This window comes from Nodosilinea sp. FACHB-141, from assembly GCF_014696135.1.
Taxonomy (GTDB): Bacteria; Cyanobacteriota; Cyanobacteriia; order Phormidesmidales; family Phormidesmidaceae; genus Nodosilinea.
The window spans coordinates 15756-38375 of record NZ_JACJPP010000011.1; the positions used below are offsets into that span (position 1 = coordinate 15756).

23 protein-coding genes are annotated in these 22620 nt (G+C 55.7%); 13 read left to right on the forward strand and 10 right to left on the reverse strand.

The window, feature by feature from the left end; all coding sequences use genetic code 11:
• The first annotated feature begins 39 nt into the window (after window positions 1–39).
• Window positions 40–1692 carry an ATP-binding protein gene (locus tag H6F59_RS08595; protein ID WP_190697797.1) on the forward strand — a complete coding sequence of 551 codons (1653 nt, stop codon included), beginning with the start codon at window positions 40–42 and terminating at the stop codon, window positions 1690–1692.
• Window positions 1693–1935: 243 nt separating this feature from the next.
• Here H6F59_RS08595 and H6F59_RS08600 read toward each other — a convergent pair whose 3' ends face one another.
• On the reverse strand, window positions 1936–2892 hold the full coding sequence (locus H6F59_RS08600) for an SPFH domain-containing protein (RefSeq protein ID WP_190522587.1): 957 nt from the start codon (window positions 2890–2892) through the stop codon (window positions 1936–1938).
• Between the two features lie 58 nt (window positions 2893–2950).
• Window positions 2951–3376 (reverse strand): NfeD family protein, encoded by a 426-nt coding sequence (locus H6F59_RS08605; RefSeq protein WP_190697799.1) that lies wholly within the window; start codon window positions 3374–3376, stop codon window positions 2951–2953.
• A 213-nt stretch (window positions 3377–3589) separates the two neighbouring features.
• Between H6F59_RS08605 and H6F59_RS08610 the strand changes: the two genes are divergently transcribed.
• From H6F59_RS08610 to H6F59_RS08630, 5 genes are all read left to right on the forward strand, one after another.
• Window positions 3590–5380, forward strand: coding sequence for a PP2C family serine/threonine-protein phosphatase (locus H6F59_RS08610; RefSeq protein ID WP_190697802.1), 1791 nt, complete (start codon window positions 3590–3592; stop codon window positions 5378–5380).
• A gap of 132 nt (window positions 5381–5512) precedes the next feature.
• Window positions 5513–5935 carry a hypothetical protein gene (locus H6F59_RS08615; protein WP_190697805.1) on the forward strand — a complete coding sequence of 141 codons (423 nt, stop codon included), beginning with the start codon at window positions 5513–5515 and terminating at the stop codon, window positions 5933–5935.
• A gap of 75 nt (window positions 5936–6010) precedes the next feature.
• Window positions 6011–6805 (forward strand): YdcF family protein, encoded by a 795-nt coding sequence (locus tag H6F59_RS08620; protein WP_190697808.1) that lies wholly within the window; start codon window positions 6011–6013, stop codon window positions 6803–6805.
• A 68-nt stretch (window positions 6806–6873) separates the two neighbouring features.
• Window positions 6874–7770 carry an ROK family protein gene (locus H6F59_RS08625; RefSeq protein WP_313887160.1) on the forward strand — a complete coding sequence of 299 codons (897 nt, stop codon included), beginning with the start codon at window positions 6874–6876 and terminating at the stop codon, window positions 7768–7770.
• 168 nt (window positions 7771–7938) lie between these two features.
• On the forward strand, window positions 7939–8526 hold the full coding sequence (locus tag H6F59_RS08630; RefSeq protein WP_190697811.1) for a general stress protein: 588 nt from the start codon (window positions 7939–7941) through the stop codon (window positions 8524–8526).
• A gap of 219 nt (window positions 8527–8745) precedes the next feature.
• Here the strand turns inward: H6F59_RS08630 and H6F59_RS08635 are convergent, their stop codons facing one another.
• The 3 genes from H6F59_RS08635 to H6F59_RS08645 all read right to left on the reverse strand — a co-directional run bounded on the left by H6F59_RS08635 (window position 8746) and on the right by H6F59_RS08645 (window position 10585).
• Window positions 8746–9303, reverse strand: a complete 558-nt coding sequence (locus H6F59_RS08635) for a hypothetical protein (protein WP_190697814.1) — start codon at window positions 9301–9303, stop codon at window positions 8746–8748.
• Between the two features lie 207 nt (window positions 9304–9510).
• The gene (locus H6F59_RS08640; protein WP_190697817.1) at window positions 9511–10011 is read right to left on the reverse strand and encodes a DUF2199 domain-containing protein; all 501 of its coding nucleotides are present in this window, start codon (window positions 10009–10011) and stop codon (window positions 9511–9513) included.
• A 430-nt stretch (window positions 10012–10441) separates the two neighbouring features.
• Window positions 10442–10585, reverse strand: a complete 144-nt coding sequence (locus H6F59_RS08645; protein ID WP_190697820.1) for a hypothetical protein — start codon at window positions 10583–10585, stop codon at window positions 10442–10444.
• Window positions 10586–10701: 116 nt separating this feature from the next.
• On the opposite strand from H6F59_RS08645, the gene H6F59_RS08650 reads away from it, so the two are divergent.
• The 4 genes from H6F59_RS08650 (at window position 10702) to H6F59_RS08665 (ending at window position 13794) form a co-directional block, all read left to right on the forward strand.
• Window positions 10702–11082 carry a hypothetical protein gene (locus H6F59_RS08650; protein WP_190697823.1) on the forward strand — a complete coding sequence of 127 codons (381 nt, stop codon included), beginning with the start codon at window positions 10702–10704 and terminating at the stop codon, window positions 11080–11082.
• A gap of 108 nt (window positions 11083–11190) precedes the next feature.
• Complete coding sequence (locus tag H6F59_RS08655; protein WP_190697826.1) at window positions 11191–11853, forward strand: DUF938 domain-containing protein; 663 nt, start codon at window positions 11191–11193, stop codon at window positions 11851–11853.
• A gap of 38 nt (window positions 11854–11891) precedes the next feature.
• Window positions 11892–12197 (forward strand): hypothetical protein, encoded by a 306-nt coding sequence (locus tag H6F59_RS08660; protein WP_190697829.1) that lies wholly within the window; start codon window positions 11892–11894, stop codon window positions 12195–12197.
• Between the two features lie 487 nt (window positions 12198–12684).
• Window positions 12685–13794 (forward strand): substrate-binding domain-containing protein, encoded by a 1110-nt coding sequence (locus tag H6F59_RS08665; RefSeq protein WP_190697832.1) that lies wholly within the window; start codon window positions 12685–12687, stop codon window positions 13792–13794.
• Between the two features lie 50 nt (window positions 13795–13844).
• Here the strand turns inward: H6F59_RS08665 and H6F59_RS08670 are convergent, their stop codons facing one another.
• From H6F59_RS08670 to H6F59_RS08680, 3 genes are all read right to left on the reverse strand, one after another.
• On the reverse strand, window positions 13845–14690 hold the full coding sequence (locus H6F59_RS08670) for a hypothetical protein (protein WP_190697835.1): 846 nt from the start codon (window positions 14688–14690) through the stop codon (window positions 13845–13847).
• A 23-nt stretch (window positions 14691–14713) separates the two neighbouring features.
• Entirely contained in the window at window positions 14714–17368 is a 2655-nt protein-coding gene (locus tag H6F59_RS08675) for a TIGR03960 family B12-binding radical SAM protein (protein ID WP_190697838.1), read from the reverse strand.
• Between the two features lie 78 nt (window positions 17369–17446).
• Window positions 17447–17764 (reverse strand): STAS domain-containing protein, encoded by a 318-nt coding sequence (locus H6F59_RS08680; RefSeq protein ID WP_190522617.1) that lies wholly within the window; start codon window positions 17762–17764, stop codon window positions 17447–17449.
• A 316-nt stretch (window positions 17765–18080) separates the two neighbouring features.
• On the opposite strand from H6F59_RS08680, the gene H6F59_RS08685 reads away from it, so the two are divergent.
• Entirely contained in the window at window positions 18081–18314 is a 234-nt protein-coding gene (locus H6F59_RS08685; RefSeq protein WP_190522619.1) for a hypothetical protein, read from the forward strand.
• A gap of 138 nt (window positions 18315–18452) precedes the next feature.
• On the opposite strand, the gene H6F59_RS08690 is transcribed toward H6F59_RS08685, so the two are convergent.
• Window positions 18453–18851 (reverse strand): hypothetical protein, encoded by a 399-nt coding sequence (locus H6F59_RS08690; RefSeq protein WP_190522620.1) that lies wholly within the window; start codon window positions 18849–18851, stop codon window positions 18453–18455.
• Between the two features lie 311 nt (window positions 18852–19162).
• Between H6F59_RS08690 and clpS the strand changes: the two genes are divergently transcribed.
• Together clpS and H6F59_RS08700 are read left to right on the forward strand one after the other, a co-directional pair.
• Window positions 19163–19450, forward strand: coding sequence for an ATP-dependent Clp protease adapter ClpS (gene clpS / locus H6F59_RS08695; protein ID WP_190522622.1), 288 nt, complete (start codon window positions 19163–19165; stop codon window positions 19448–19450).
• Window positions 19443–20315, forward strand: coding sequence for a CPBP family intramembrane glutamic endopeptidase (locus H6F59_RS08700; RefSeq protein ID WP_190697841.1), 873 nt, complete (start codon window positions 19443–19445; stop codon window positions 20313–20315). The genes clpS and H6F59_RS08700 overlap by 8 nt, the downstream gene beginning before the upstream one ends.
• On the opposite strand, the gene ppk1 is transcribed toward H6F59_RS08700, so the two are convergent.
• Window positions 20304–22472 carry a polyphosphate kinase 1 gene (ppk1, locus tag H6F59_RS08705; RefSeq protein WP_190697843.1) on the reverse strand — a complete coding sequence of 723 codons (2169 nt, stop codon included), beginning with the start codon at window positions 22470–22472 and terminating at the stop codon, window positions 20304–20306. The two genes, H6F59_RS08700 and ppk1, sit on opposite strands and share 12 nt — an antisense overlap.
• Between the last annotated feature and the right edge of the window lie 148 nt (window positions 22473–22620).

The following is a 22620-nucleotide window of genomic DNA, read 5'->3' on the forward strand; positions in this document are numbered from 1 at the left end:
TCACTTTGACTTGAAAATCAAAACAAAAAATAGAGTTCCATGAGAATTGCCCCTCTTCCCGATAACGAAGCAGAAAGGCTAAAAGTCTTACATAGTCTGAGTATTCTTGATACTGCTCCTGAAGATAGCTTTGATGATTTAACTCGCCTAGCTTCTCAAATTTGCGGCACTTCGATCGCTCTTGTTAGCTTAGTTGATACCGATCGCCAATGGTTTAAATCTAGAGTTGGGCTATTAATGACCGAGACGCATCGAGATATAGCCTTTTGCTCTCATGCCATTTTGCAGCCCAATTTATTTTTAGTCCCAGACACATCTACTGATGAACGGTTTTCTGAGAATCCCTTAGTTACTGGTGATCCGCATATTCGATTTTATGCGGGTGCTCCGTTAATGACTTCCGAGGGCTCTGCGATCGGTACCCTTTGCGTTCTAGATCAGGAGCCACGAAGGCTGAGTGCTGAGCAGACTGAGAGTTTAAAGATCATCAGCCGCCAAGTTGCAAGGCAAATTGAACAACGGCGTGATTTGGCAAGCTTAGCTCAAATTAGTTTGGACGTACATCAGATTGGAGAAAAATTACGTCTTAGCCAAGAACGGTTTGAATTGGCAACTCTTGGCTCTAGCGGGGGAATATGGGATTGGGACATGAAGACCAAAGAGGTCTTCTTTTCACCTCGCTGGAAGAACATTTTGGGCTATGCAGATCACGAAATTCCCAATCGCTTAGAAGAATGGTTTGAGCGATTACATCCTGAAGATGTTCAACGAGCACAAAATGCCCTGACCGCTTATTTGAAGCGTGAGATTTCGACCTATGACCTGGAGTACCGCCTCCAGCATAAAGATGGAACTTACCGCTGGATTTTATCTCGATCGGTTGCCCTCTGGGATGACCAAGGCAAGCCTTATCGAATGGCCGGTTCCCACATTGATATCACAGACCGTAAACAGGCAGAACAGATTGTTGAAAAAGCGCTTCAAAAAGAACGAGAACTGAGCGAACTAAAAACTCGCTTCATTTCCATGGCATCCCACGAATTTCGTACTCCGTTGACTAGTATTGTTCTCTACGCTGAACTCTTGAAGAACTACAGCCATACTTGGGACCGAAAGGAGAAAGATGACGCTTTTCAGCGAATCCAAGACGCGGTTCAAACTATGACCGAACTTATGGATGGAGTTTTGGCTATTGGTCAGGTTGAGGAAGCTAAACAAACCTTCAAACCTACTTTGCTTGATTTTTCGGAGCTAATTCAAGATGTAGTAGAGCAAATAAAGCTTATTTCTCAAACCCGGTGCAACATCTCTTTTGATGCTTCTCCAGAAAAGATTAATGTTGTTTTAGACGAAATGATTGTCAGGCAGATTTTGACTAATCTAGTCTTTAATGCAGTCAAGTATTCCCATGAGGGAGGGGATGTAAGAGTTTCATGCCGTCATCAAGAAGATTATCTGATTCTGCAAATTCAGGATCAGGGTATTGGTATCTCAAAAGAGAACCAAGAGAACATATTTGAGCCTTTTTATCGGGCTAAAAATGTTGATTATATTGCAGGAACTGGGTTAGGTTTAGCAATTGTAAAGCAGGGGGTTCAGGCTCATCAAGGCACTATTTCTGTGGAGAGCGAGGTTGGTAAGGGGACAACATTCACTATCACATTACCTTGCAATACTGAAAATCTACAGTAACCCTAGTTCAAGACAAGCGAAATCCCTATACTGTCGCTGATCAATTTGAACTGCATCAACGCAGTATCTCGTTAATGCAGCTCAAATTAGCATTCATTAGCTAAGGCTTAGCCATTAGTCAGCATGGAGTATCTAGGTTCTGTTGGCTTTCTAAAGGGGTAACGCTCTACAACCTCACAGAGCTGGGATGCAGTTAGATTTTGCGACGCCAAATATCCAACCTATCCACGCAGCTAAGCCTTTCTACGACTGTCCTTCACCGACGATCGCCCGCATGCTCTCTAGCGTTGCCGGAATACTGCGGGGGTCCATAAACATCACCTTGCTGCTGTCGCTGCTGCCGATCTTGAGCCCCATCTCCATATAGTGCTGGGCGATGATAAATTGCAGCGCTTCGCGAGTGCCGGGGTCGATGGCGAGGGTTTTGGCAATTACCTGCATGGCTTCAGCTGTGCCCTTGGCCTGAAGTAGCTGCTCTTGGCGCAGTGCCTCGGCTCGCAACACAATAGTTTTTTGCTGAGCTTCGGCATCTAAAAGGGCTGCCTTTTGACGAGCTTCGGCATCTAACACCGACGACTCAGCCCGACCTTTGGCAGAGTTAACCGCCGCTTCGCGCTCCCCTTCGGAGGTCAGCACAGCGGCCCGCTTTTTGCGTTCGGCCGCCATTTGTAGCTCCATTGATTCTTGCACCGCTTTGGAAGGCACAATGTCGCGCAGTTCGACTCGAGTTACCTTCACACCCCATGGCTCGGTGGAGATGTCCAGCTCGCGCAGCAGAATTTCGTTAATTTCAGAGCGGGCGGTGAAGGTTTGGTCGAGCTCAAGCTGGCCCATTTCAGCGCGAATTTGGGTAAGCACTAGGTTGACCATCGCCGATTGCAGGTTTTCGACCTTGTAGTAGGCCTTCTCCATATCCACGATTCGCCAGTACACTACCGCATCTACCGTGATCGAGACGTTGTCGCGGGTGATGCACTGCTGGGGCGGAATATCGAGCACGCGCTCGCGAATGGTTTGCCTAAACACCACCTTGTCGAGAAAGGGAATTAGAAAATTAAGGCCGGGGGTGAGTTTTTTGCCGTTGTATTTGCCCAAGGTTTCGACCAGGGCTTCGTCGCTTTGGTTGATAATTTTGACGGAGCTGGCGGCGATCGACCCGCCAAAAATCAGCACAATCAGAAAACTAAAAAAGCCGCCCATAGACGTGATTCCTCAAATAGTTTGCGGTAGTGGTTAGAAACTCTGTGGTATCGCCTACCTAGGTTCTCAGCGCGCTTTCAGGGATGACATAGAGTGTGTTGCCCTTGCGCCTAACCACCACCACTGGCTGATCGGCCCCAATGGTGATAGTTTCATCGTCGCAGCGAGCTTGCCAAGAGTTGCCCTCGTAGATCACCCGTCCAGTTTGGCCAGGGGCAATGGCGGTTAATGTGCGGGCTTCGGTCGACTCTTGCAGACTATAGGGGGTGCGCTTGGGCACAAACCGCAGCAGCAGGAAGATCAGCACGAGAGACAGCGTCACCCAAGCCACAATTTGAACGCTAAAGGAAGGCACCCCGAGGGCGATGAAGGCCACGATAAACGCGCTCACACCCAGAGTGGACTCCACAAAGCCCGTGGGCAAAAATAACTCCATGAGGCAGAAGATCGCCCCCAGAATGGCCCAAAACAGAGGGTAATTCATAGCAGCCCACAAGAAACGTTAAGGCTAAAACAAAATGGTCCCAATTTAGGCCTCCGTCGAGATTACTGATCCACGAAACCCAACCCAGGTTACCCTTCTGAATGTCTCGCTATCCTCTAGGATTAATCTATCTTTAGCCTCAGGCCTTTTGGGGGCTTAATTACGTTGTTTTAATAGACCTCTGCCGCGTGCCTGTACCCGCCCGTAAACGCTATGAACCGTGTTGAGCGCCGCCCCTCCCGCTATAAGCCTTACCTCTGGGTGATCGGCACTGATATTGAGACCCTGCCGGTCGATGAGCTAGTGGGGCAGCGCTATCGGATAGTGGGTCCGCGCATTTGGCTCGACACCCAGCCCGACCAGCGACCCAGTGCTCCCGACGCCTTTCCTGGGGAGGCGCTGCCTTACCTTAAGGCGCACCCCCATCGGCTGCATGTGCCGGGATTATATGGCGTGCTAGAGCGCACTGGGGCACCGCCGATTTTGCTGTTGGAGAATGCCCCGATTCATTTTCAAGCGGGGGAGCTATTGCCAGAGCTGGCGGGCGGGCTGTTTAGCGCTTCACCCCTGCGCCAGGCTAACTGGCTGTGGCAGCTTTGGGAACTGTGGGGAACGCTGGGCGAACTGGGCTTAGCCAGGAGCTTATTCGTACCTGGCAATCTGCGGGTAGATGGCTGGCGGCTGCGGTTGGTGGAGTTGCAATCCGACGGGAACCCGACTACCCTGGCCGATTTAGTGGAGCTGTGGCGATCGCTGCTGTCTCCCCTACACCTATCTGTGTCAGAGCCGCTGCGATCGCTGGTTAACCGCATCGACGCCGATGCCGTCGACCTCGACACCGTAGCGCTTGAACTTAACCAAATTCTGCTGCGCCAGGCCGCTCTAGTGCCCACCCGGATTACTTTGTCTGGAGCCACCGCCCAGGGCCCAACCCAGCCCCGCAACGAAGATGCCTGCTGGCCCCTGGGCACCCAGAGCGAAGCCGCCCCCATGCAAGTGGCGATGGTGTGCGACGGGGTGGGGGGCCACGACGGCGGCGAAGTGGCCAGCCAGCTAGCGGTGCAGGCACTGCAAATTCAGCTGCAAGCGCTGCTGGCCGAAGCCCAAAACGAGCTGCGGGGACTGCCGCCTCAGGTTGTCGTTCAGCAGCTTGAGGCGGTGATTCGCATTGTCAACGAGTTGATCAGTTTTCAAAATGACAACCACGGCTGGGCCGGTCGTCAGCGTATGGGCACCACCCTGGTGATGGCGGTGGTCATTCCCCAGCGGGTGCAAACTGACGACGGCTGGGGACGGGTGAATGAAGTGTACCTGGCCCATGTCGGCGACAGCCGTGCTTACTGGATCACTCCCGACTACTGCCACCCGCTCACAGTAGACGATGATATTGCCGGGCGCGAGGTGATTGCCTGTCGGCAAACTTTGCCCCACGCCTTGGAGCGCAGCGACGCCGGAGCGCTCACCCAGGCCCTGGGCACCCGCAGTGGTGACCATCTCCAGCCCCATATTCAGCGCTTTGTGTTCGACGAAACGGGGATTTTGCTGCTCTGCTCCGACGGCCTCAGCGATAACTACCGCATTGAAGATGCTTGGGCCAACTACATTGGCTTGATTGTTAAAGATATTGTCACCCTCGACTCGGCGGTGGCCTCCTGGATTGAGCTGGCTAACCAAAAAAATGGCCACGACAATACCACCGTCGTACTGATGCAGCACAAGCTTCTGGTTCCTGCTGCGACAGGCCAAGACATTCCAGTTGGAGCTGGTGCCCGACAGGAGTCCGCCATCCCCGCTGGGGCTAAGCTCTACGGTGAAAACCTGCCCCAGGACGAGTTTGTGCCTACTCCGGCGGAACGCAAACCGCCGCGCGGAGTGCCCCGCTGGGTGCTGGCGGTGTCGGGTTCTGCCCTGCTGCTGGGGCTGCTGGGCTGGTGGCTGCTGGCTAGTCGATCTCCGGAGCCGCCGGAGCCGCAGAGGACGCCGCCTGTGGCTCCGGCGCCTTAGAGGGAGTGGATGAGTAGGCGGGTGGATGGGTAGGGGAGTGGGGGAGTAGGGGAGTAGACAAGGGTGAGTTCTGGTGTTGGTGGATGTGAGGGAGGGCTGGGGTCTCTTGAAGGTTAGGTAGGTGGGTGCAGTATGGGAGGGTTGACGGATACTTTTACGAATTCGTGGACGGATGCGGCTCAGTCGGCACTGCTGAGGCCGGTGCAGGACTGGCTGATAGAGCATCCGCTGATGGGCTGGTTAGCGGGGCATCCGCTGTGGGTGCTGGTGCTGGTGGTCGTGAGTCTGCTGCTGTTTGCGGGGTTGTGGAGTGCGATCGCCCGCCTCACCGAAGGGTTTTGGCTATCCCTCGTCAAGCTGCCATTTCGGCTTAGCGGCTGGATTTTTGGTGGATTGTCTGGACTGCTGGTGCGGCAGTGGGCTAAGCCGCCGAAGCTGGCTGCTGGGGATGAGCGGTTAAGTGAGATCATGGGCCGGTTAGAAACTCTGCAAACGGAGCAGGAGCATCTACTAGAAGAGATGAGGGAGCTGTTGGCTAAGCGGGGTGAAGGGTAGTGCAGGGTGAGGAGTTATCCTGACTGGCCGGGTAGGGCTCGAAGAATTAGGTGGGCGTGAGGGAATAGGGCGGAGATGTTTTTGTTTTTGTCGAAGCTGCTGCCGCTGCTGATCTATCCGCTGGGGTTGGCTTGTGTGCTGCTGGTGGTGGCGCTGATCTGCGTTCAGCGCCGACCTCGATGGGCGGCGGGTGCGATCGCCCTAGCCCTAGGCCTACTGCTAATCAGCAGCAATAGCTGGGTATCGACGGCGATGATCCGCTCGCTGGAGTGGCGCTACCAGGACACGGTAAATTTGCCGGAGGCAGAGGCGATCGTAGTGCTGGGGGGCGCGATTAAGCCTAAGTTTCCGCCCCGGCCTTGGATTGATGTGGCTGAAGAGGGCGATCGCGTGCTGCACGGGGCGCGGCTTTACCTAGAAGGCAAGGCGCCGCTGCTGGTGTTGAGCGGCGGGCGCATTACTTGGGGACAGGGGCAAAGTCGTTCTGAAGCAGCCGATATGGCTGAGCTAGCCGAGGCGTTAGGGGTGCCCCCTAGTGCCATGCTGATTGAGCCCGACTCGCTCAACACGTTTGAGAATGCGGCCTACACCCAGGTTTTGTTGGCCAATCTCGGCATTGAGCGCATTTTGCTGGTGACCTCAGCGATGCACATGCCCCGTTCCCTGGCGATTTTCGAAAAGCAGGGGTTTGAGGCCATCCCGGCGCCGACCGATTTTCATGTGGCCCAAGACCCTGCTGACCCAGGGCTGACTACCTGGCAGGGCCGCGCTCTGAGACTGGTGCCCCAGACTGAGAACCTGCACTACCTCACCCGCGCTCTTAAGGAATACATTGGCATCGGCATCTATCGACTTAAGGGCTGGCTTTAGGCGCAAAGATAAACCTCAGACAATCTGAGACAATGGCCCTGGCGTGAGTTTGCAAGGTTGGGTCAGTCATGGGTATGACAGAGCAGCAGGTAATTGGCGTTGACTTGGGCGGGTCTGCGATCAAGCTGGGACGCTTTACCCAGTCGGGGCATTGCCTGGCCGAATTTGCTGTGCCTACGCCTCAGCCCGCTACCCCAGAGTTGGTCATTGCGGCGATGGCCGATGCGATCGCCACTCTCGACCCTAACCGCGAGGCCGTTGCCATTGGCGTAGGCACCCCCGGCCCCGCTGATGCCGCTGGCCGGATTGCCCGCGTCGCCATTAACCTAGCTGGGTGGCACGATGTGCCGATCGCCGATGCGCTGGAAGCAAAGACGGGGCGATCGGTCACGGTGGCCAACGACGCCAACTGTGCCGGCCTGGGGGAAGCTTGGCTGGGGGCCGGGCGCAACTTTAAAGACGTGCTGACGCTTACCCTGGGCACGGGGGTCGGCGGTGCAATCATTCTGGATGGCAAGCTGTTTGTGGGCCGCAACGGCACTGCTGGGGAACTGGGGCTGATCACCCTTAATCCTGAGGGGCCGCCCTGTAATAGCGGCAACCGAGGATCGCTGGAGCAGCACTGCTCGGTACAGGCGATTCGCCGAGAGACGGGGTTGGCCCCGGCGACGCTGTTTGACCAGGCCAAGGCGGGGGATGAGGGTGCGATCGCCTTTTGGCAAACCTACGGTCGCTGGTTGGGCGCGGGCATTGCCAGCCTGGTCTATGTGCTGACCCCAGAGGCGGTGATTCTCGGCGGCGGTATCAGCGCGGCGGCGGAACTGTTTTTGCCAACGACTTTAGCAGAGCTAGAGACCCGCGTGTTGCTCAGCTCTCGCGAGGGAATGCAGGTACTGGTGGCGGAGCTGGGCAATCAGGCGGGCATTGCTGGAGCGGCTCGCCTGGCATTACAGCAGTATGGCTAACTACATTTCCCTTTGCTACCGCAAGGGCTAAAGTCTAGCCCTTGCGTATCCTTTGTCTCTAGCCACCGAGCGAGGTGATCAAGCCCTTGGTTAGCAATCATAGGGTAGGCAAGCAGTGGCGTGTGCCACGGGCTTTGCCGTTAGCAATCCTCACTGGAATAAATTTTTATGGGAACGACTGATAGTCAATCTACTCGACACAGCCGTGCCGTTGGCCTGTTTTCGACTCGGCAGGAAGCTGAGCAAGCCCTGCACCAACTAGGTGATTCAGGCTTTCACATGGACCGCGTTTCAGTGGTGGCTAAATCTGGAGAAGGGTTGAATGACCTAACTACTGATGGGGACTTCGACCCCGATAAGACCAAGGCTGAGCAGACCCAAGACGGTGCCGGTGCTGGTGCAACGGCCGGTGCCGTGACCGGCGGTGCCGTTGGTCTAATTGGTAGCTTGGGTGTGTTGGCTATTCCCGGTGTGGGGCCACTTGCGGGGGCTGGCATCTTGCTTGCCAACACGCTCTTAGGTAGCGGTATTGGTGCAGCCAGCGGCGGCTTACTCGGTGGGCTCATTGGCTGGGGCGTACCCGAAGATCGCGCCAACTACTACAACGATCGCGTGTATAACAACGACGATTACTTAGTGTTGGTAGAAGGCAGCGAGCAAGAGATTCAGACCGCTGAATCGGTGCTAAGTCAAAACGGCATTCGCGACTGGGGTGTCTATGGCGCTACCGGCTCTCCTGTCTACACAGGTGGCTAATAACAGCTGTTTAGTCAGAGCTTAAGATTGAGGGCGCAGCTTGGCTGGGCCCTCTTTTTCGTGGGCCATTAGGAATTTAAGCCGCATGACGGTATAAGGTGTGCAGCAGCGACAATCTTGGACTTCTACTAACAACTTTTGCTCTGTTCGCACGAGCGTTGTGCGAGCTAGCTCTGACCGTAACACTCATACTGATAGCTTGAAAACCGTGCATGGATTTCAACCATAACCATGCAGCAGTGGCTTTCGCTCTGAGAGGGGTTCCGCCTGACTGAGGGGAGTTAGCACAAACAGATGGTTAGGTTTGGTCGACTCTTCAAGCGCTTCTTCAGTACACCCAACAAGGCTGTAAATACTCACAATGTATTCGCCGGGGGGAACATCGAGTAGCGCTCCCGGTTCCTCGTTGGGGTCGAAGTCAGGGGAAAGCCGGAGATTACCATAGCCTTCGATCGCTAGTTTGCCAGAGGGTAGATTGAGATAGGCACGTTGTACGTGGGGGTAGATACCCACAGCCTCACGCTCTTGGTCGTTCAAAGGGTTTCCTATGGCTACTTCGAAGGCCATCTCGTCGTCTTGACGCAGTTCATAAGCGACTAGAAGACCTTTCTCTGCGACCTCAAAAAGCTCAGAATTAATGTCGCTGTTACCGTACCCTTCAAGAATGGAGGGATTAATGGCTTTTATGGCTGCTTGGCTTTGATCGTCATATAGAAAAATGACGAGGCCATCGTTGTAGAACTGGGCTGTCAGGGAGTCGGGGCGAACTGTTTTCATAGCACCTGGACCGTGAGATGAAGAAGTACAGATAGCTGTAGCTTCTTCAAAGGTGCCCAGATGGCGCCCTTAATTAGAAAGACTTCAGAGCACGTAAGGGTTGGCTAGCGATCGCTGAAGTGCGTAATGTATGTGGTCAAGAAGTTGTTGAGTTTCCTTCGTTAACCCAGCCTACAGGCTACATTTTGCTGGTACAGTTTTAACGACTTAGCGGTTGACAACCGGCGCAATAAATTTTTCAATATCATGCAGTGAAATACCTTGTCGTTGAGCCTCTCCAAGTGGATGCTTCTGATTTAAAACGACAAACAGTGGGCGCTGATTGTTTGCTTGCAAATGAATAGTAATCATCAGTTGATCACTGTTTGGATATGCACTAATGCCCCCGGATAACACACCATATAGAGACCTGAAGTTATCTGTGGATGGGACATTCCAGTGCGTGTGATAGTAGTCAAATGCTTCCTTGTCAACTTGGGCCCAAACGCCCCAGCGGAACGAATCAACAAGCTCATGTACAGGAAGCATGAGCACACCGCGAATATAGAATTCGGTATCATCGATAATACACAAATCCTCATTCACGCGGATTCGCTGAGGACGTTCATTGGCAGGAACTTTAAAGACATCAGCGGGACGCTGATAGGCCAAATCCATCAGAAGATTGTCGTGATACTGACCGCACACGCTACAGAGGAATGGAAGCATAATCCTTAACCTCAAGTAAACCTCTCGATCGAGGCGTGATTGCAACAGAGAAAAATGCTTAAAGTAGCTACAGGCGGTCTTTACCCCAGAGGGCAACTACCCCAACACTTTTGCTTTACCAACCTATCGGCAAGAGACTCTACGCCACACTCAGCTTGGCAACTATGGTGCCCTTAACAGATAGATCAATCACCTTGTCAGAACTCATCCCCACCGGTCGCAGTGGCAAATATATCAGCTTCATGACCCGCAGGCGAGAGGTTCCAAGGCCCTAGCGCTTTTGTAGGTTAAACCGAGCACCAGCGGAACCCAGCAGGCTTGCTGCTGTTGGATGTCGCTGGTGCTTCACCCCTCCAGCGACATCTGTAGAGTGATGGCTCTAAGTAGGGCCATTGCTGAGCTTTGCAACAGCGTTGTTGCGATCGCAAACTCAGCGCGATCGCTCCACAACACTATTGCCCTTTGCTGCAACCCAATTGTCATCCTCTGCAACACCGTTGTCACCGGTCACAACGCCATTGTCTTCAGCTGCAACAGCGTTGCGATCGCCCCCAGAGCCGTTTTCCGATGCCACAACTGGGTTTCACTCTGAGCAAAGCCCCCACCAACTGGGCATTGTGAATCTAGGCGAGACAGCACCGGGCTAACGCGGTGCGTTTTGCCGCCTTCCCACAACCCACCCAAACCGCCATGACCGATACGACCCGCCGCCTCGCGCCTAAGCGCATTGCCCAAGACATTCAAGCTCTCAACAGTCTGAGGGCGATCGCCAACTATGCGCCCATGCGACCAGAGGCATCGTCTCAAACCTTGCAGCAGGCCTACCAAGCCATGCGGCAGAGCCAGCAAGACGAAGTTGTGATGGAAGCGACGTTCAAGGCTACTCGCGATCGCGCTCGTGCGGCCGAGTGGGAATTTCACAACGCCGTTTTAGCCATGAAGCAGTCTGTTGTCGGTCAGTTTGGGCCCAACAGTGACGAAATTCAGGCCATCGGCTACACAAGAGCGACTATGCGCAAGCGATCGTCCCGCAAAAAATCTTTGGCGACGGGCGAAGACCTATCTCAGTAGCTTTAGGGCAAGAACAGGTAAACTTTGAGCAATACAGTATCCCTGTAGCATGGGCAAAGCTTGCCCTCACCGGACATTAAGCGCTCCCACCTCGCCCCACCCCTTGCCATGTTCACCTCGCCCGATGCCCGTCGCTATGCTCCTGCCACCGAGCGCAACCGCGAGCCGATCTTAGCGGTGCTCCAGCGAGTGCTGCCCCCCACCGGCACCGTGCTCGAAGTGTCGAGCGGCACCGGAGAGCACGCCGTGTTCTTTGCGCCTCACCTCGCGCCTCGGCAGTGGCTGCCCTCAGACCTCGACCCCGGTGCCCGAGCTAGTATCGCCGCCTGGCGAGAGGCCGCTCCTGCCGCAAACCTGCACACGCCCATCGCGTTAGATGCGGCCGCCCCTCTGTGGCCAGTCGAATCTGAAAACTTTAGAGATTTGCTCTCGGAGCTAGACTTGCAGCAGCATCCAATCACCGCCCTGGTCAATATCAACATGATTCACATTGCTCCCTGGGCTGCCTGCTTAGGGCTGCTGGCGGCAGCGGGGCGAATTTTGCCGCCCGGCGGTATTTTGTATCTCTATGGGCCTTACAAACAAAACGGGCAGCATACCGCCCTCAGTAACGAGGCGTTTGACGCCAGCTTACAGGCCCAAAACCCTGACTGGGGCGTGCGCGATTTAGACGCGGTGGTAGCCGCCGCCAAAGTCTATGGGCTGGCGCTAGTCGAAACCATCACCATGCCTGCCAACAATCTTTCGGTGGTGTTCAGGGCGATCGGTTAAACCTGACGGCCGCTTCGCTGGGACCATTTCGTTAGACTGTGGCTAACCTGCGTTCTGAGGTCGCCATGATTGTCAGCAGCCTTCAGTTTTTAACCAGCGATATTACCTATCACGATCTAGCCCTGCGTTGCCAAGAGTATTTGCACTACCAGCAACGGGGCTGGGCCGACCAGCGCGAGCTGGCTGAAGATATGCTATTTAACCTGCTGGTGGAATACTTGGTTAGCGCTGGGGAGCCACGCGCCGCCGCCGAGCAATTCTGCACCGATAGCGACAACCTGACCGAGCTGGCAATGCGAATCTCGTCCACGTTAGGCCAGCCCGCCAGCAAAGGCTATCGCTAGCTTGTGGTTGTTTTCCATTACGGTGTGATTCTGCGCTGTAGGTCAGCTTCTAGAAGACTTTTCAGCGAGTTCACCGCCTCTCTAGCTTAGAAAGATTCCATCATCTGCAACCAGTCGAGCTTGAGCCACAGGTCTGGTCAGCCGAGGATGGGTTCTTGATTGCGATCGCGGCACCAGGGGCTTGTGCTGGATGCAGGGATCAGCGATCCGTTCCGGAATCGCGGGCTGCCTCAACGTCACCAAGCGTAGTTTGCGCAGAGGAATGTGAAGTAAAAGGTTGACTAGAGATCGCAGTGCTCTAAATGATCTGCTGGCTTTGGAGAAAAAAGTACACCAGCCGAGCCAGGCTGAGACCGATAAACGACACCAAGATGATGGTGATCGAGACATTGACGATGTTGCGGACGGCTTTCATGGGCGTAGACTAAAGCGCTATGGTTTAGATCAGTATTCTCCCTTGGCAAAGGGGCGCGGGGGTCAAATGCTCATGAATCGTCGCAGCTTTTTGGCGGGGGCCAGCGGGGTGACCCTGGCTACGCTGCTGGCCGGTTGCCAGCGGTCCAGCGCTGCTAACCTGCGGCTAGCTATGGTGCCCAACTCGGTGCCCGCTCAGCTGCTCAAAGCGTTTCAGCAGCTGCCGGAGCGGGGCAGCAGTGTGGCCGTGACGCCGCAGGATTCGCTGCTGAAGTTGTATAGTCTGCTGCAAGACTGGCACGGCGAGGGAAATGAATTGGCACCGATGGCCGACTGGGTAAGTTTAGCCGACTATTGGCTGGCCCCCGCCATTCGCCAGGAGCTGGTGCAGCCGATTGAGGTGGCGTCAGTTTCTCGCTGGGGGGATCTAAATCAGGTCTGGCTCGATCTGGTGCGGCGCGATCGCAGCGGCACCCCCAACCCCGAGGGCAGCATCTGGGCTGTACCCTATCGCTGGAGCCACCTGGTCCTGCTCTACGACCCCACTCGTTTACCCCGTCAGGCAGCTCAGCTCAAAACCTGGGCCGACTTGCTACGACCTGAGCTGGCGCGCCGCCTGGTGCTGCCTGACCATCCCCGTCTGGTGCTGGGGCTGGCTCAAAAAGCCTTGAAGTCCTCGGCCAACAGTGCAGACCCCGCCGCTGTTTCAGGCCTAAACACCTTTTTAGCCGAGCTGCACCAGCAAGTGCGAGCCTACGACTCTAATTATTACCTTGAGAGTTTGATTGTTGGCGACGCGACCGCCGTGGTTGGTTGGTCAGACGACGTACTGCCGCTGCTACGCCAGTATCGCCACTTAGCCGTCGCGGTGCCCCTTGAGGGAACGCTGCTGAGTGCCCAACTCTGGGTACGACCCCAGGCAGTGCCCGCCCCTGCTCCGGCCGCTACCGACTGGCTCAATTTTTGCCTGGGGGATGACTTTGCCACTCAGCTCGCCATCTTTGGCCACACTACTTCGCCGCTGCTGTGGGGGGTTGACCCGCAGCAACGGCCCGAGCCCCTGCAAACGCCGCCAGAGATCGTGCTGACTCCGGCGATCGCCGACCAAAGCGAGTTTCTACTTCCTCTCAAGGCCGAAGCTGAAGATCGCTACGGTCGTCTGTGGCAAAGCTTACGCGCCTAGCTCAAAATGCTCGGGCCAATGATAACTCCGTCCTGAGGGTAGCTAGCCTTCTATGGACTTTCACTGGGTTTTAAGGCCTGGGCCGTGGGGGTGGGCTGGTAACGGCGCTCTCCCTCTGCCAACAGGTTGCGCTGAAGCTGCACAATCAAGGATGAGTCTAGGTTGGCTGAGCAGGCAGACACGCTATTCTCAGAGTCTAAGGGCAGCCCCGACTGGTCGACAAAATCACAGGCGTAGAGCCCAACCATCCGTGAGGTGCGAGGATTGCCTTGGAAGAAGCGGAGGTTGTGTCCAAAATCTCGGGCCGCTGTGCCAAACTGGTTGAGCACAGCGTAGCGCTCGTTGTAGGTCAGCACCGACCACATTTGGGGATTCACCATCACGTCGACCACCGTCGTGCCTGAGTCTTCAATTTGGTAAGAAATCCAAGATTCCACCAGGCGACGCCCGCCTAGATGCGACGTCAGCGAGTCGCGATTCCACCACAGACTGGGCAGGGTCATAGTGGTAGGGGAGGCCCGGCGGCTATCGCTAGACAGTGAGCCATCGACAATGCGATCGGTAAAGTCGTCGCCGTTGGCCAAGGTCGCGGTGGGAAACACCAATAGCTGACAAAATGTTTTATTGAGTTCTGTCGATCGCCCCGGCCAGTAGGCGGTGAGCAGTTCGTCTGGGCAGCAGGCCGCGTCAATGATAGCTACCTCCTCGCTTCCCTGAACAACACAAGCTTCCGACGACTGCGCTTGGGAACGGTTGGCGCCTCCTAACATCAGCAGGCCTGCTCCGGCGATCGCTAACCAGAGCTGCCGAAACCTCCTCGACTGGGGCTGGACCCTAGAGTCCCAGATTTGCCCCTTCACTAATACCCGTGGTGAATGGCCTGGTGCTCCGTCCATGGTTGTGTCCCCTCAGGGTTTTTCTAAAGAAAAATGAGTCGGCTGCGATGCACGTGCTGTAGCGCTAGTGGCTGGCTAGCTACCTTCTCTACCATGGAGACGACGTGCTCTGGGCGCAGCAGGTTCCCGTCGTTGCGACAGTGGCCTACAGCTCTGAGCCAGACTCCAAGGCTACCTTTAGGATACTCCAGACCCACGGGTAGAGGGTGGTCTGGGCTAACCACCGTTAGCTCATGCAAGCGCTCTCGCAAGTTAATGAGTTGCATCTTTCCAGACTTAGTTTTCTTTTCCCAAGGCACTTCATCGAGGGCGAGGACGCTCTCAATCCAACCCTCCCAGTCTAGAGATGCTGCGCCAATGTCTTCTAAACTTACGTGTAGGTAGTATTCGGCCTGGTCAAGGAGCTTAGTCGCAGAAGGCTCATCTAGAGGCACCTCAGCGATGGCGTAGAGCGGAATCTCCGGCGGCAGTTGAGCCCCTAGCCGCTGAAGAAAGTCGGCGGGGGCGATCGCCTGTGTCAGCTCAAAATCCACCACTTCGCCACTGCTGGTAGCCCCTAGAGGGAGTGCATTAGCGGGTGACAAGCGTGGACCCGGATGGAAACCGCCGGTGAAGGCGATAGGTAGCCCAGCCCGCCGCAGGGCGCGATCGAACAGGCGCACCATGTCTAGGTGGCCAAGTAGGGCCATCGACCCCAGCTTGCCCAGGGTCACCCGCAGGCGCTGCACTCGCTCGGAGTTGGGCTGGCCGTGGCCAAGGAAAGCGGGAATTGGCGGCGGCGGCACCACCACATTGTGGCCAAAGTCGGGGCCGCAGACGCCGCAGTGGCTACAGCCCTCAAAGGAACAGTCGGGAACTGTGGCCGCCTCTACGGCGCGGAGTAAGTCGTCTTTGAGCCAGGCTTTGTCGATGCCAGTATCCACGTGATCCCAGGGCAAGGGGGTATCAAGGCTAGGGCGGTCGACCCCGACATCGGTCACATCGGTGTCCATCACGTTCCATTCGCCCTGATCGACCTTCCGGTACTTCCAGGTCAGATCGGCTTCGTCAATGGCTTGGGTCCAAGCTTTAAAGGCATTCTCTAAGCTCTCCCACCAGCTGTCCATGCCGGCCCCTAGTTCCCAGGCGCGGCGCACCACGGCAGACAGGCGGCGATCGCCCCGGCCGACAAAGTCTTCCATCGCTGATATGCGCACGTCGGTAAAGTTGACCTTGGCCCAGCGCAAAACCCGAAATTCTTCTCGCAGCAGCCGCTGCTTGCGACGAAACTCCTCCGTCGAGACCGAATGCCACTGAAACGGGGTGTGGGGTTTTGGGGTGAAATTAGAAATGGTGATATTAAAGGCCAGGGGACGTCGTCCTGGCTGGGTACAGGCTTGGCGCAACCAGCGCACAGTTTCAGCAATGCCTAGAACATCAGTATCGGTCTCGCCGGGTAGGCCGATCATGAAGTACAGTTTGACCCGGCCCCAGCCCTGCTCGTGGGCGGTTTTGATGCCGCGCAGCAGTTCTTCGTTGGTCAGCCCTTTGTTGATGATGTCGCGCATGCGCTGGGTGCCTGCCTCGGGAGCAAAGGTGAGCCCAGTGAGGCGGGTGCCGCCAATGATATTGGCAATGTTTTCATCGAAGCGATCGACCCGCTGGCTGGGCAGCGACAGCGAAATATTTTCGTCCTTGAGGCGGTTTTTAACCTCTACCCCCACCGCTGGTAGGGCTAGATAGTCAGAACAGCTCAGCGACAGCAGCGAAAACTCGTCATAGCCGGTCTTGCGCATGCCGGTCTCAATGGCGTCGATGACGGCCTCTGGCTCCACATCCCGGGCCGGGCGTGTCAGCATACCTGGTTGGCAAAAGCGGCAGCCCCGAGTGCAACCCCGCCGAATTTCCACCGTCAGGCGATCGTGGACCGTTTCGACGTAGGGCACCAGGCCCATAGCATAGGCGGGAATGGGGGTAGCCACCCGGCGCAGCACCCGTGCGGGTACGTCGGGCCGATTGGGATGCACCGAGCCATCGTCGGCCATGTCGTAAAACCGAGGCACGTAGACCCCTGGCACCTGGGCCAGATCGAGCAGTAGGACCTCTCGGCTCAAGCCAGCGGCCTTGCCCTCTTCCATTACTAAGGCGATTTCGGGCAGTAACTCCTCGCCGTCACCCAGGGCCACGAAGTCAAAGAAGTCGGCGTAGGGTTCGGGGTTAGAGGTGGCAGTTTGGCCACCAGCAAAGATTAATGGCCAGGAGCCTGCCTCGGGGGCAAAGGCTTTGGCCTGGTCGCGCTCCTGCCAGGTGAGCGGAATGCCCGACAGCGATAACATTTCAAGGATGTTTGTGGCCCCTAGCTCATAGCTGAGGCTAAAACCCAGAATGTCGAAGTCGGTCAGCGATCGCTGCGATTCGACCGCAAACAGAGGCGTCTGGGTAGCTTTGAGCTTAGCAGCTAGGTCAGGGGCCGGTAGGTAGGCGCGATCGCACAGCTGCCGAGGTTGGGCATTTAAGATGCTATAGAGAATGATGTGGCCCAGGTTAGAGGCCCCAACCTCATAAACCTCAGGATAAGTTAGCACCCAGCGCACGCTAGCCCCGTCCCAGGGCTTGTGAGCAGCACCAAGTTCGTTACCCAGATAGCGACCTGGCCGAGAAACCTCGGCATTCACCAATGTGTTAATTGATACAGACACGATCTAGCTGCCCCAAACGCTCGCGAGCATGACCACCATACTATAGCGAGGCGGGGGTAAGCTTGGCCGAGCCTGAAATTAAGCGGCTACCGGCAGCTCATCCACCATCTCAAAGGCGCGATCGAGCTGGGTGAGTTCAAACACAATGCGAATAGCCGGCGGCACAGAGCAGAGGCAGAGGCGCTTTTGTAGCTGACGAGCGTGCTTCAATGCCGACACCAAAGAGATCAGCCCAGCACTATCAAGCGACTCGACTTGGCTCATGTCTACGAACAGGCCATCGGCCCGGTCAGACTGGATCTTCTGCATTAAAGACGAATGGAACTCATGGGCGTTAGACGCGTTGAGAGAGCCCTGGGCTTGAAAAATAGCCATTTCTTTAGTCATAGTCTGCATACTCGTACACTCCAAAATTATGGATAAAGTTAGAAACTATTAGGGCCAGCCTGCCATATGAAGACGATAATCGGAATCAGACCGGCCTGGGTATATCTAAGGACATAGTTGGTCGTATCTTGATATAGATTCAGACCTCATCAATTCTGTGCTTCCGTGAATCTACTGAACATATCTCCAATGGCTGAATCATTTTGTGATTTGAATCACGAATCAACGTGGTAGAGTGCACAACTTCTGCGGGGTATCATCACTGTCTGTAACGTGGCCAAGCTCGACAATGGATAGTAACGAAATCACGCTCAGGTAATGGTTCATGGCCCCCACATTTTCCATTCGTCGACTGGTAGAAAAAGCACTCCACAGTGGGTTGCTGACCCCTGATATTGAGCAGGGTATTAACGCTGAACTGTCTCGCCTAGGCTATTTGCCTATTGGTGACTCCGAAGCTCTAGAGCTGCTCATGTACGAAATGGACGAAGGCCGCATTCGGCTGGTTCCGGGATTTGGGGTATACGGTGAGTCACTGCAGCACTCAGTATCTAGCTAGCTATGAGCGAGCCGGTTGACCCTGGCTAGACCTAATAACCTACCCAGATGCACAGCATTTTCAGGTCACCTCGGAACTTTCCCTAGGGTGACCTCAGTATCTTTATGAAAGCTTTACAGAAACCGTCCGGATTGTTGCTTAGTCATGGAAGCTGCTTGGGTCTGAAGCTTGGCGATCGGCCCATAGCCACTGCACAAACTCGTTGACAGTTAAATGTCTGCGGTCAGAGTCTGGAGGTAATACGGATGCTGAGTTTGGGGATTTAGCCGAGAGGCTGGCTAGTAGGGGGATGACTTCGGTGTCTAAGGCCGGTTGCAGCTGCTCTAGAGGCCAGAGCATGTCAGGTACTGCTGGTTTGGTAGCTGTCAGACTTGTGGCGTCGAAATCTGCTCCTAGGGCAATCATCTCGGTTTCGCTGACCAGCGCCAAAGGCCTTATCCAGCCGGTGGGGCGAAGTGCTAATACCTGAATGACTTCAGCATAAAGACGGGTTTGGCGGCACTCTAAAAATACGATTTGGCCTGTAACCAGAGTCATGAACGATCCAACAGGAAAACGAATGGGACAGTAGCGCCTGTCAACTGTCTCCTATGGTACCCATCGTATTGGTGCGATCGCTGGAATTTTTGAACAGGCTAAATGGTCTCATTCTCTCTTACTAGCCTAAATGTCAGACAATTGCTGAACTAAGTTATAGCCCTGAGCTGGGTAGGGCCGGGTTGAGATTTTTTCAAGACTACCTCTAGTGTCATGCTAAAACCATCGTGAAGTTTTATGATGGGAAAGTTGACCTGGGCAGGGATACTTTTGACAATCTCCGCCTTGGAGCTTCGCAAGGAGGTATTACTGTGTCAGTTGAAACCATCGAGCGGACTACGACATCTACAGTGCGCAAGCCGGCGCCCCGCTACCGAGTGTTGCTTCACAACGACGCCTTCAACTCAATGGAGCATGTGGTGGAGTCACTGCTAAAGGTGGTGCCCAGTTTGACGATGCCTCAGGCCGTTGACATCATGATGCAGGCCCACACCGCTGGGGTAGCCCTGGTGATTACCTGTGCCCTCGAACATGCTGAGTTTTACAGCGAGGGATTGTGCAACCTAGGGCTGACTAGCACTATCGAGCCAGATGAATAAGCTGTCTGGGGTTAAGCTGCCCTGGGCTAAGCTGGCCCACTACCCACCACTGGTGCGAGTAGTGGTCTTTTTGCTAATTGTGGTGGTGCTCTGGTTGCCCTTTGCTTTGCCGCTGTATGGCTTAGCTGCGCGTAGCCTGCTGCCGGGGGGCGATTTATTTCCTACTGCTTTGCTTTACGTTGTCTTTTTGCTGGTGCTGCCCCGCTGGGAACGGACGGTGCGCGCTGAAACGCAGCCCTGGGCCAAGATCGGATTTGTTGGCCGCCGAGAATTGGGCCAGGGCATGGCAACAGGTGCTTTGATCGGAGCAGTGAGCCTGGCACTACTGGCGGTAGTGCAGCTGGCTTTAAGCTGGGCCGTGCTGGACGCGGATGGTGCGCGGGGTGTCAGTCTGTTGCAAACAGCTCTAATTGGGGCTCTGGCGGCTACCGCTGTCGGTTGGTCGGAGGAGGTGTTGTTTCGAGGCTGGCTGCTGCGGGAGATGGAGCAGGGCTGGTCGCCCGGAGCTGCACTAGGGACAACCAGTCTGATTTTTGCGATCGCTCACTTTATTAAGCCCCTCGACGCAATTTTGGCCCTGCTGCCTCAGCTAGCAGGGCTTTTGCTGTTGGGTCTGGTGCTGGGTTGGGCCCGCCGAATACCCGTAGGACTCAACAAAACTGGGTTGGGCCATCCGGTAGGTCTCCACGCTGGTCTGGTGTGGGGCTACTATTTGCTTGAGGTGGGTAACTTACTTCAGCCCACTGGTGTCGTTCCCGATTGGGTAACTGGCCTAGACGGCAACCCCCTTGCTGGGCTACTAGGGCTAACGCTGCTGTCCGGGTTGGGGGTAGTGGTGTTTCGCTGGAGCCGTTCACCCCGCTAAAGATTTGCCCGCGTTGGCCATTAGCTGCTCCTGAACACTGCGAATCTGCTCGTCTGCCTCAGGGCGACGCTGGCGGTAGCTGCCGTCAGTCGCCAGATCCCAAGCCTGCCGGTTGTCTTCTAGGCACAGGTTGAGCACGGCCTTGAGCTCTGCTTGCAGCGCTGGGTCAGTAACGGGCGCCATCACCTCCACGCGGCGATCGAGGTTGCGCGGCATCCAGTCGGCGCTGCCCAGCAGCACAACCTCCTCTCCCCCCTGCTGAAAATACAAAATGCGAGAGTGCTCTAGGAACTGCCCTACGATGCTGATAACGCGAATATTGTCGCTCACCCCCGGCACCCCTGGCCGCAGGCAGCAGATGCCTCGCACAATTAAGTCAATTGAGACCCCTGCCTGGGACGCCTGATAGAGTAGCGCAATTAAATCTGGGTCTACCAAAGAATTCATCTTGACGATGATGCGGCCCCCCTTGCCCTTTTTTTGGCAGGCTATTTCGTGCTCGATCAGGCTCACTAATCGCTGGCGCAGGGTGAGGGGGGCAACGAGCAGCTGTCGGTAGACCTGCTGGCGAGAATAGCCAGTGAGATAGTTGAATATGTCAGAGATGTCGGCCCCTACATCCTCTCGGGCGCTGAGTAAACCGAGGTCGGTGTAGATCCTGGCGGTTTTGGGATTGTAGTTGCCGGTGCCGATGTGATAGTACCGACGAATGTGCTGTCCCTCCCGGCGCACCACCAGCGTGACTTTGCAGTGGGTTTTGAGACCCACCAGGCCATAGACTACGTGCACGCCTGACTGTTCAAGCTTGCGGGCCCAGTTGATGTTGTTTTCTTCGTCAAAGCGGGCCTTGATTTCGACCAAGACAGTCACCTGTTTACCGTTTTCTGCGGCAGAAATCAGGGAGCTGACAATGGGAGAATCGCCAGAGGTCCGGTACAACGTCATCTTGATGGCCAGCACTTGGGGGTCGTGGGCTGCCTGAGTGATAAATCGCTGCACCGTCGCTGAGAACGAGTGATAGGGATGGTGGACAAGCTGCTCTTGACACCGCAGCAACGAGAATAGCTCTTCGGCGGTTTCAAGGGTCGTGTCGTCGTCATCGACCCCTGGCGGGCTGAGGCGCTCTAGGGCAGGAGGCACGGCGGCTGTCCAACTGGGGGCTTTAAGGTTAGGTAGGGGAAGGGCCATGAAGGTCATGAGGTCTCCCAGCCCCAGCAACCCGTCGACGTTGTACACATCGGTTTCGGCCAGGCCCAGTTCTTCTGTCAGCATGGCGCGCACCGGACCTGAGGTGTCCCGCTGAATTTCCATGCGTACCGCCGAGCCGCCCCAGCGACGCTTACGCAGTTCTTGCTCAACGGCGAGCATCAAATCGTCGGCTTCGTCTTCTTCGACGGCCAGATCGGCATCGCGGGTAATGCGAAAGCAGGAGTGTTCCTGCACCACCATGCCTGGGAAAAGAGCAGACAGATTGGCGGCAATGATCTGTTCGAGGGGCACCCCTAACCAGCGATAGGTTTTGCTGTCGGGTTCTTCAGCCTGCGGTTCTGGCAGGGGAATAAACCGGGGCAGCACCCGAGGGACTTTAATGCGGGCAAAGTGAGGCTGTTGGGTACGAGGGTCTTTCACCACAACTGCCAGGTTTAGGCTGAGGTTCGAAATGTACGGAAATGGATGTCCTGGATCGACGGCCAGGGGGGTTAAAACCGGGAAAACTTGCTCTTCAAAGTAGTCGCGGCAGTAGGTTCGCTGGGCCGCTGACAGCTCTTCATAGTCAAGCAGCCAAATCCCCTGGTCGGCCATCTGCTGCCTCAAGTCGGTGCTGAAGTCCTGATGCTGCTGCTCGACAATAGGGCGCAGTGCGGCGCTGATATCGTCGAGGTGCTCCTGGGGCGATCGCCCATCGGGCGATCGCCGGGTAACCTGGGCCTCGATCCGCTGCTTGAGGGCCGCTACCCGCACCATAAAGTATTCGTCCAGGTTGTTGCTAAAAATCGCTAAAAACTTCAGCGCTTCTAACAATGGAGTGCGCTCGTCCAAGCCTTCGTGGAGCACCCGCCGGTTGAACTCTATCCAGCTCAGCTCGCGGCTAATGTAGTACTGAGGGTCGCTGAGATTGGCCTCTGGTTTGCTACTGCGCCGCTCTACCGTGGCCATTGTTTTAAGACTCCCCTAAAAATGACTCCCGGTTACCCCATTCAGGGTTTTCCTATTCCGGTTATTTGGCATCTAGACCTATGGATTGAACCTGGTCTTAGCTGTCCATAGATACCACTAGCTCTGGGTTACAACCCATAAGCCGGTT

Bases quoted from the DNA above. Each gene is read 5' to 3' on its own strand.
- H6F59_RS08595 (WP_190697797.1), top strand. From the start codon at position 40: ATGAGAATTGCCCCTCTTCCCGATAACGAAGCAGAAAGGCTAAAAGTC.
- H6F59_RS08600 (WP_190522587.1), bottom strand. From the start codon at position 2,892: ATGGGCGGCTTTTTTAGTTTTCTGATTGTGCTGATTTTTGGCGGGTCG.
- H6F59_RS08605 (WP_190697799.1), bottom strand. From the start codon at position 3,376: ATGAATTACCCTCTGTTTTGGGCCATTCTGGGGGCGATCTTCTGCCTC.
- H6F59_RS08610 (WP_190697802.1), top strand. From the start codon at position 3,590: ATGAACCGTGTTGAGCGCCGCCCCTCCCGCTATAAGCCTTACCTCTGG.
- H6F59_RS08615 (WP_190697805.1), top strand. From the start codon at position 5,513: ATGGGAGGGTTGACGGATACTTTTACGAATTCGTGGACGGATGCGGCT.
- H6F59_RS08620 (WP_190697808.1), top strand. From the start codon at position 6,011: ATGTTTTTGTTTTTGTCGAAGCTGCTGCCGCTGCTGATCTATCCGCTG.
- H6F59_RS08625 (WP_313887160.1), top strand. From the start codon at position 6,874: ATGGGTATGACAGAGCAGCAGGTAATTGGCGTTGACTTGGGCGGGTCT.
- H6F59_RS08630 (WP_190697811.1), top strand. From the start codon at position 7,939: ATGGGAACGACTGATAGTCAATCTACTCGACACAGCCGTGCCGTTGGC.
- H6F59_RS08635 (WP_190697814.1), bottom strand. From the start codon at position 9,303: ATGAAAACAGTTCGCCCCGACTCCCTGACAGCCCAGTTCTACAACGAT.
- H6F59_RS08640 (WP_190697817.1), bottom strand. From the start codon at position 10,011: ATGCTTCCATTCCTCTGTAGCGTGTGCGGTCAGTATCACGACAATCTT.
- H6F59_RS08650 (WP_190697823.1), top strand. From the start codon at position 10,702: ATGACCGATACGACCCGCCGCCTCGCGCCTAAGCGCATTGCCCAAGAC.
- H6F59_RS08655 (WP_190697826.1), top strand. From the start codon at position 11,191: ATGTTCACCTCGCCCGATGCCCGTCGCTATGCTCCTGCCACCGAGCGC.
- H6F59_RS08665 (WP_190697832.1), top strand. From the start codon at position 12,685: ATGAATCGTCGCAGCTTTTTGGCGGGGGCCAGCGGGGTGACCCTGGCT.
- H6F59_RS08670 (WP_190697835.1), bottom strand. From the start codon at position 14,690: ATGGACGGAGCACCAGGCCATTCACCACGGGTATTAGTGAAGGGGCAA.
- H6F59_RS08680 (WP_190522617.1), bottom strand. From the start codon at position 17,764: ATGCAGACTATGACTAAAGAAATGGCTATTTTTCAAGCCCAGGGCTCT.
- H6F59_RS08685 (WP_190522619.1), top strand. From the start codon at position 18,081: ATGGCCCCCACATTTTCCATTCGTCGACTGGTAGAAAAAGCACTCCAC.
- H6F59_RS08690 (WP_190522620.1), bottom strand. From the start codon at position 18,851: ATGACTCTGGTTACAGGCCAAATCGTATTTTTAGAGTGCCGCCAAACC.
- H6F59_RS08700 (WP_190697841.1), top strand. From the start codon at position 19,443: ATGAATAAGCTGTCTGGGGTTAAGCTGCCCTGGGCTAAGCTGGCCCAC.
- ppk1 (WP_190697843.1), bottom strand. From the start codon at position 22,472: ATGGCCACGGTAGAGCGGCGCAGTAGCAAACCAGAGGCCAATCTCAGC.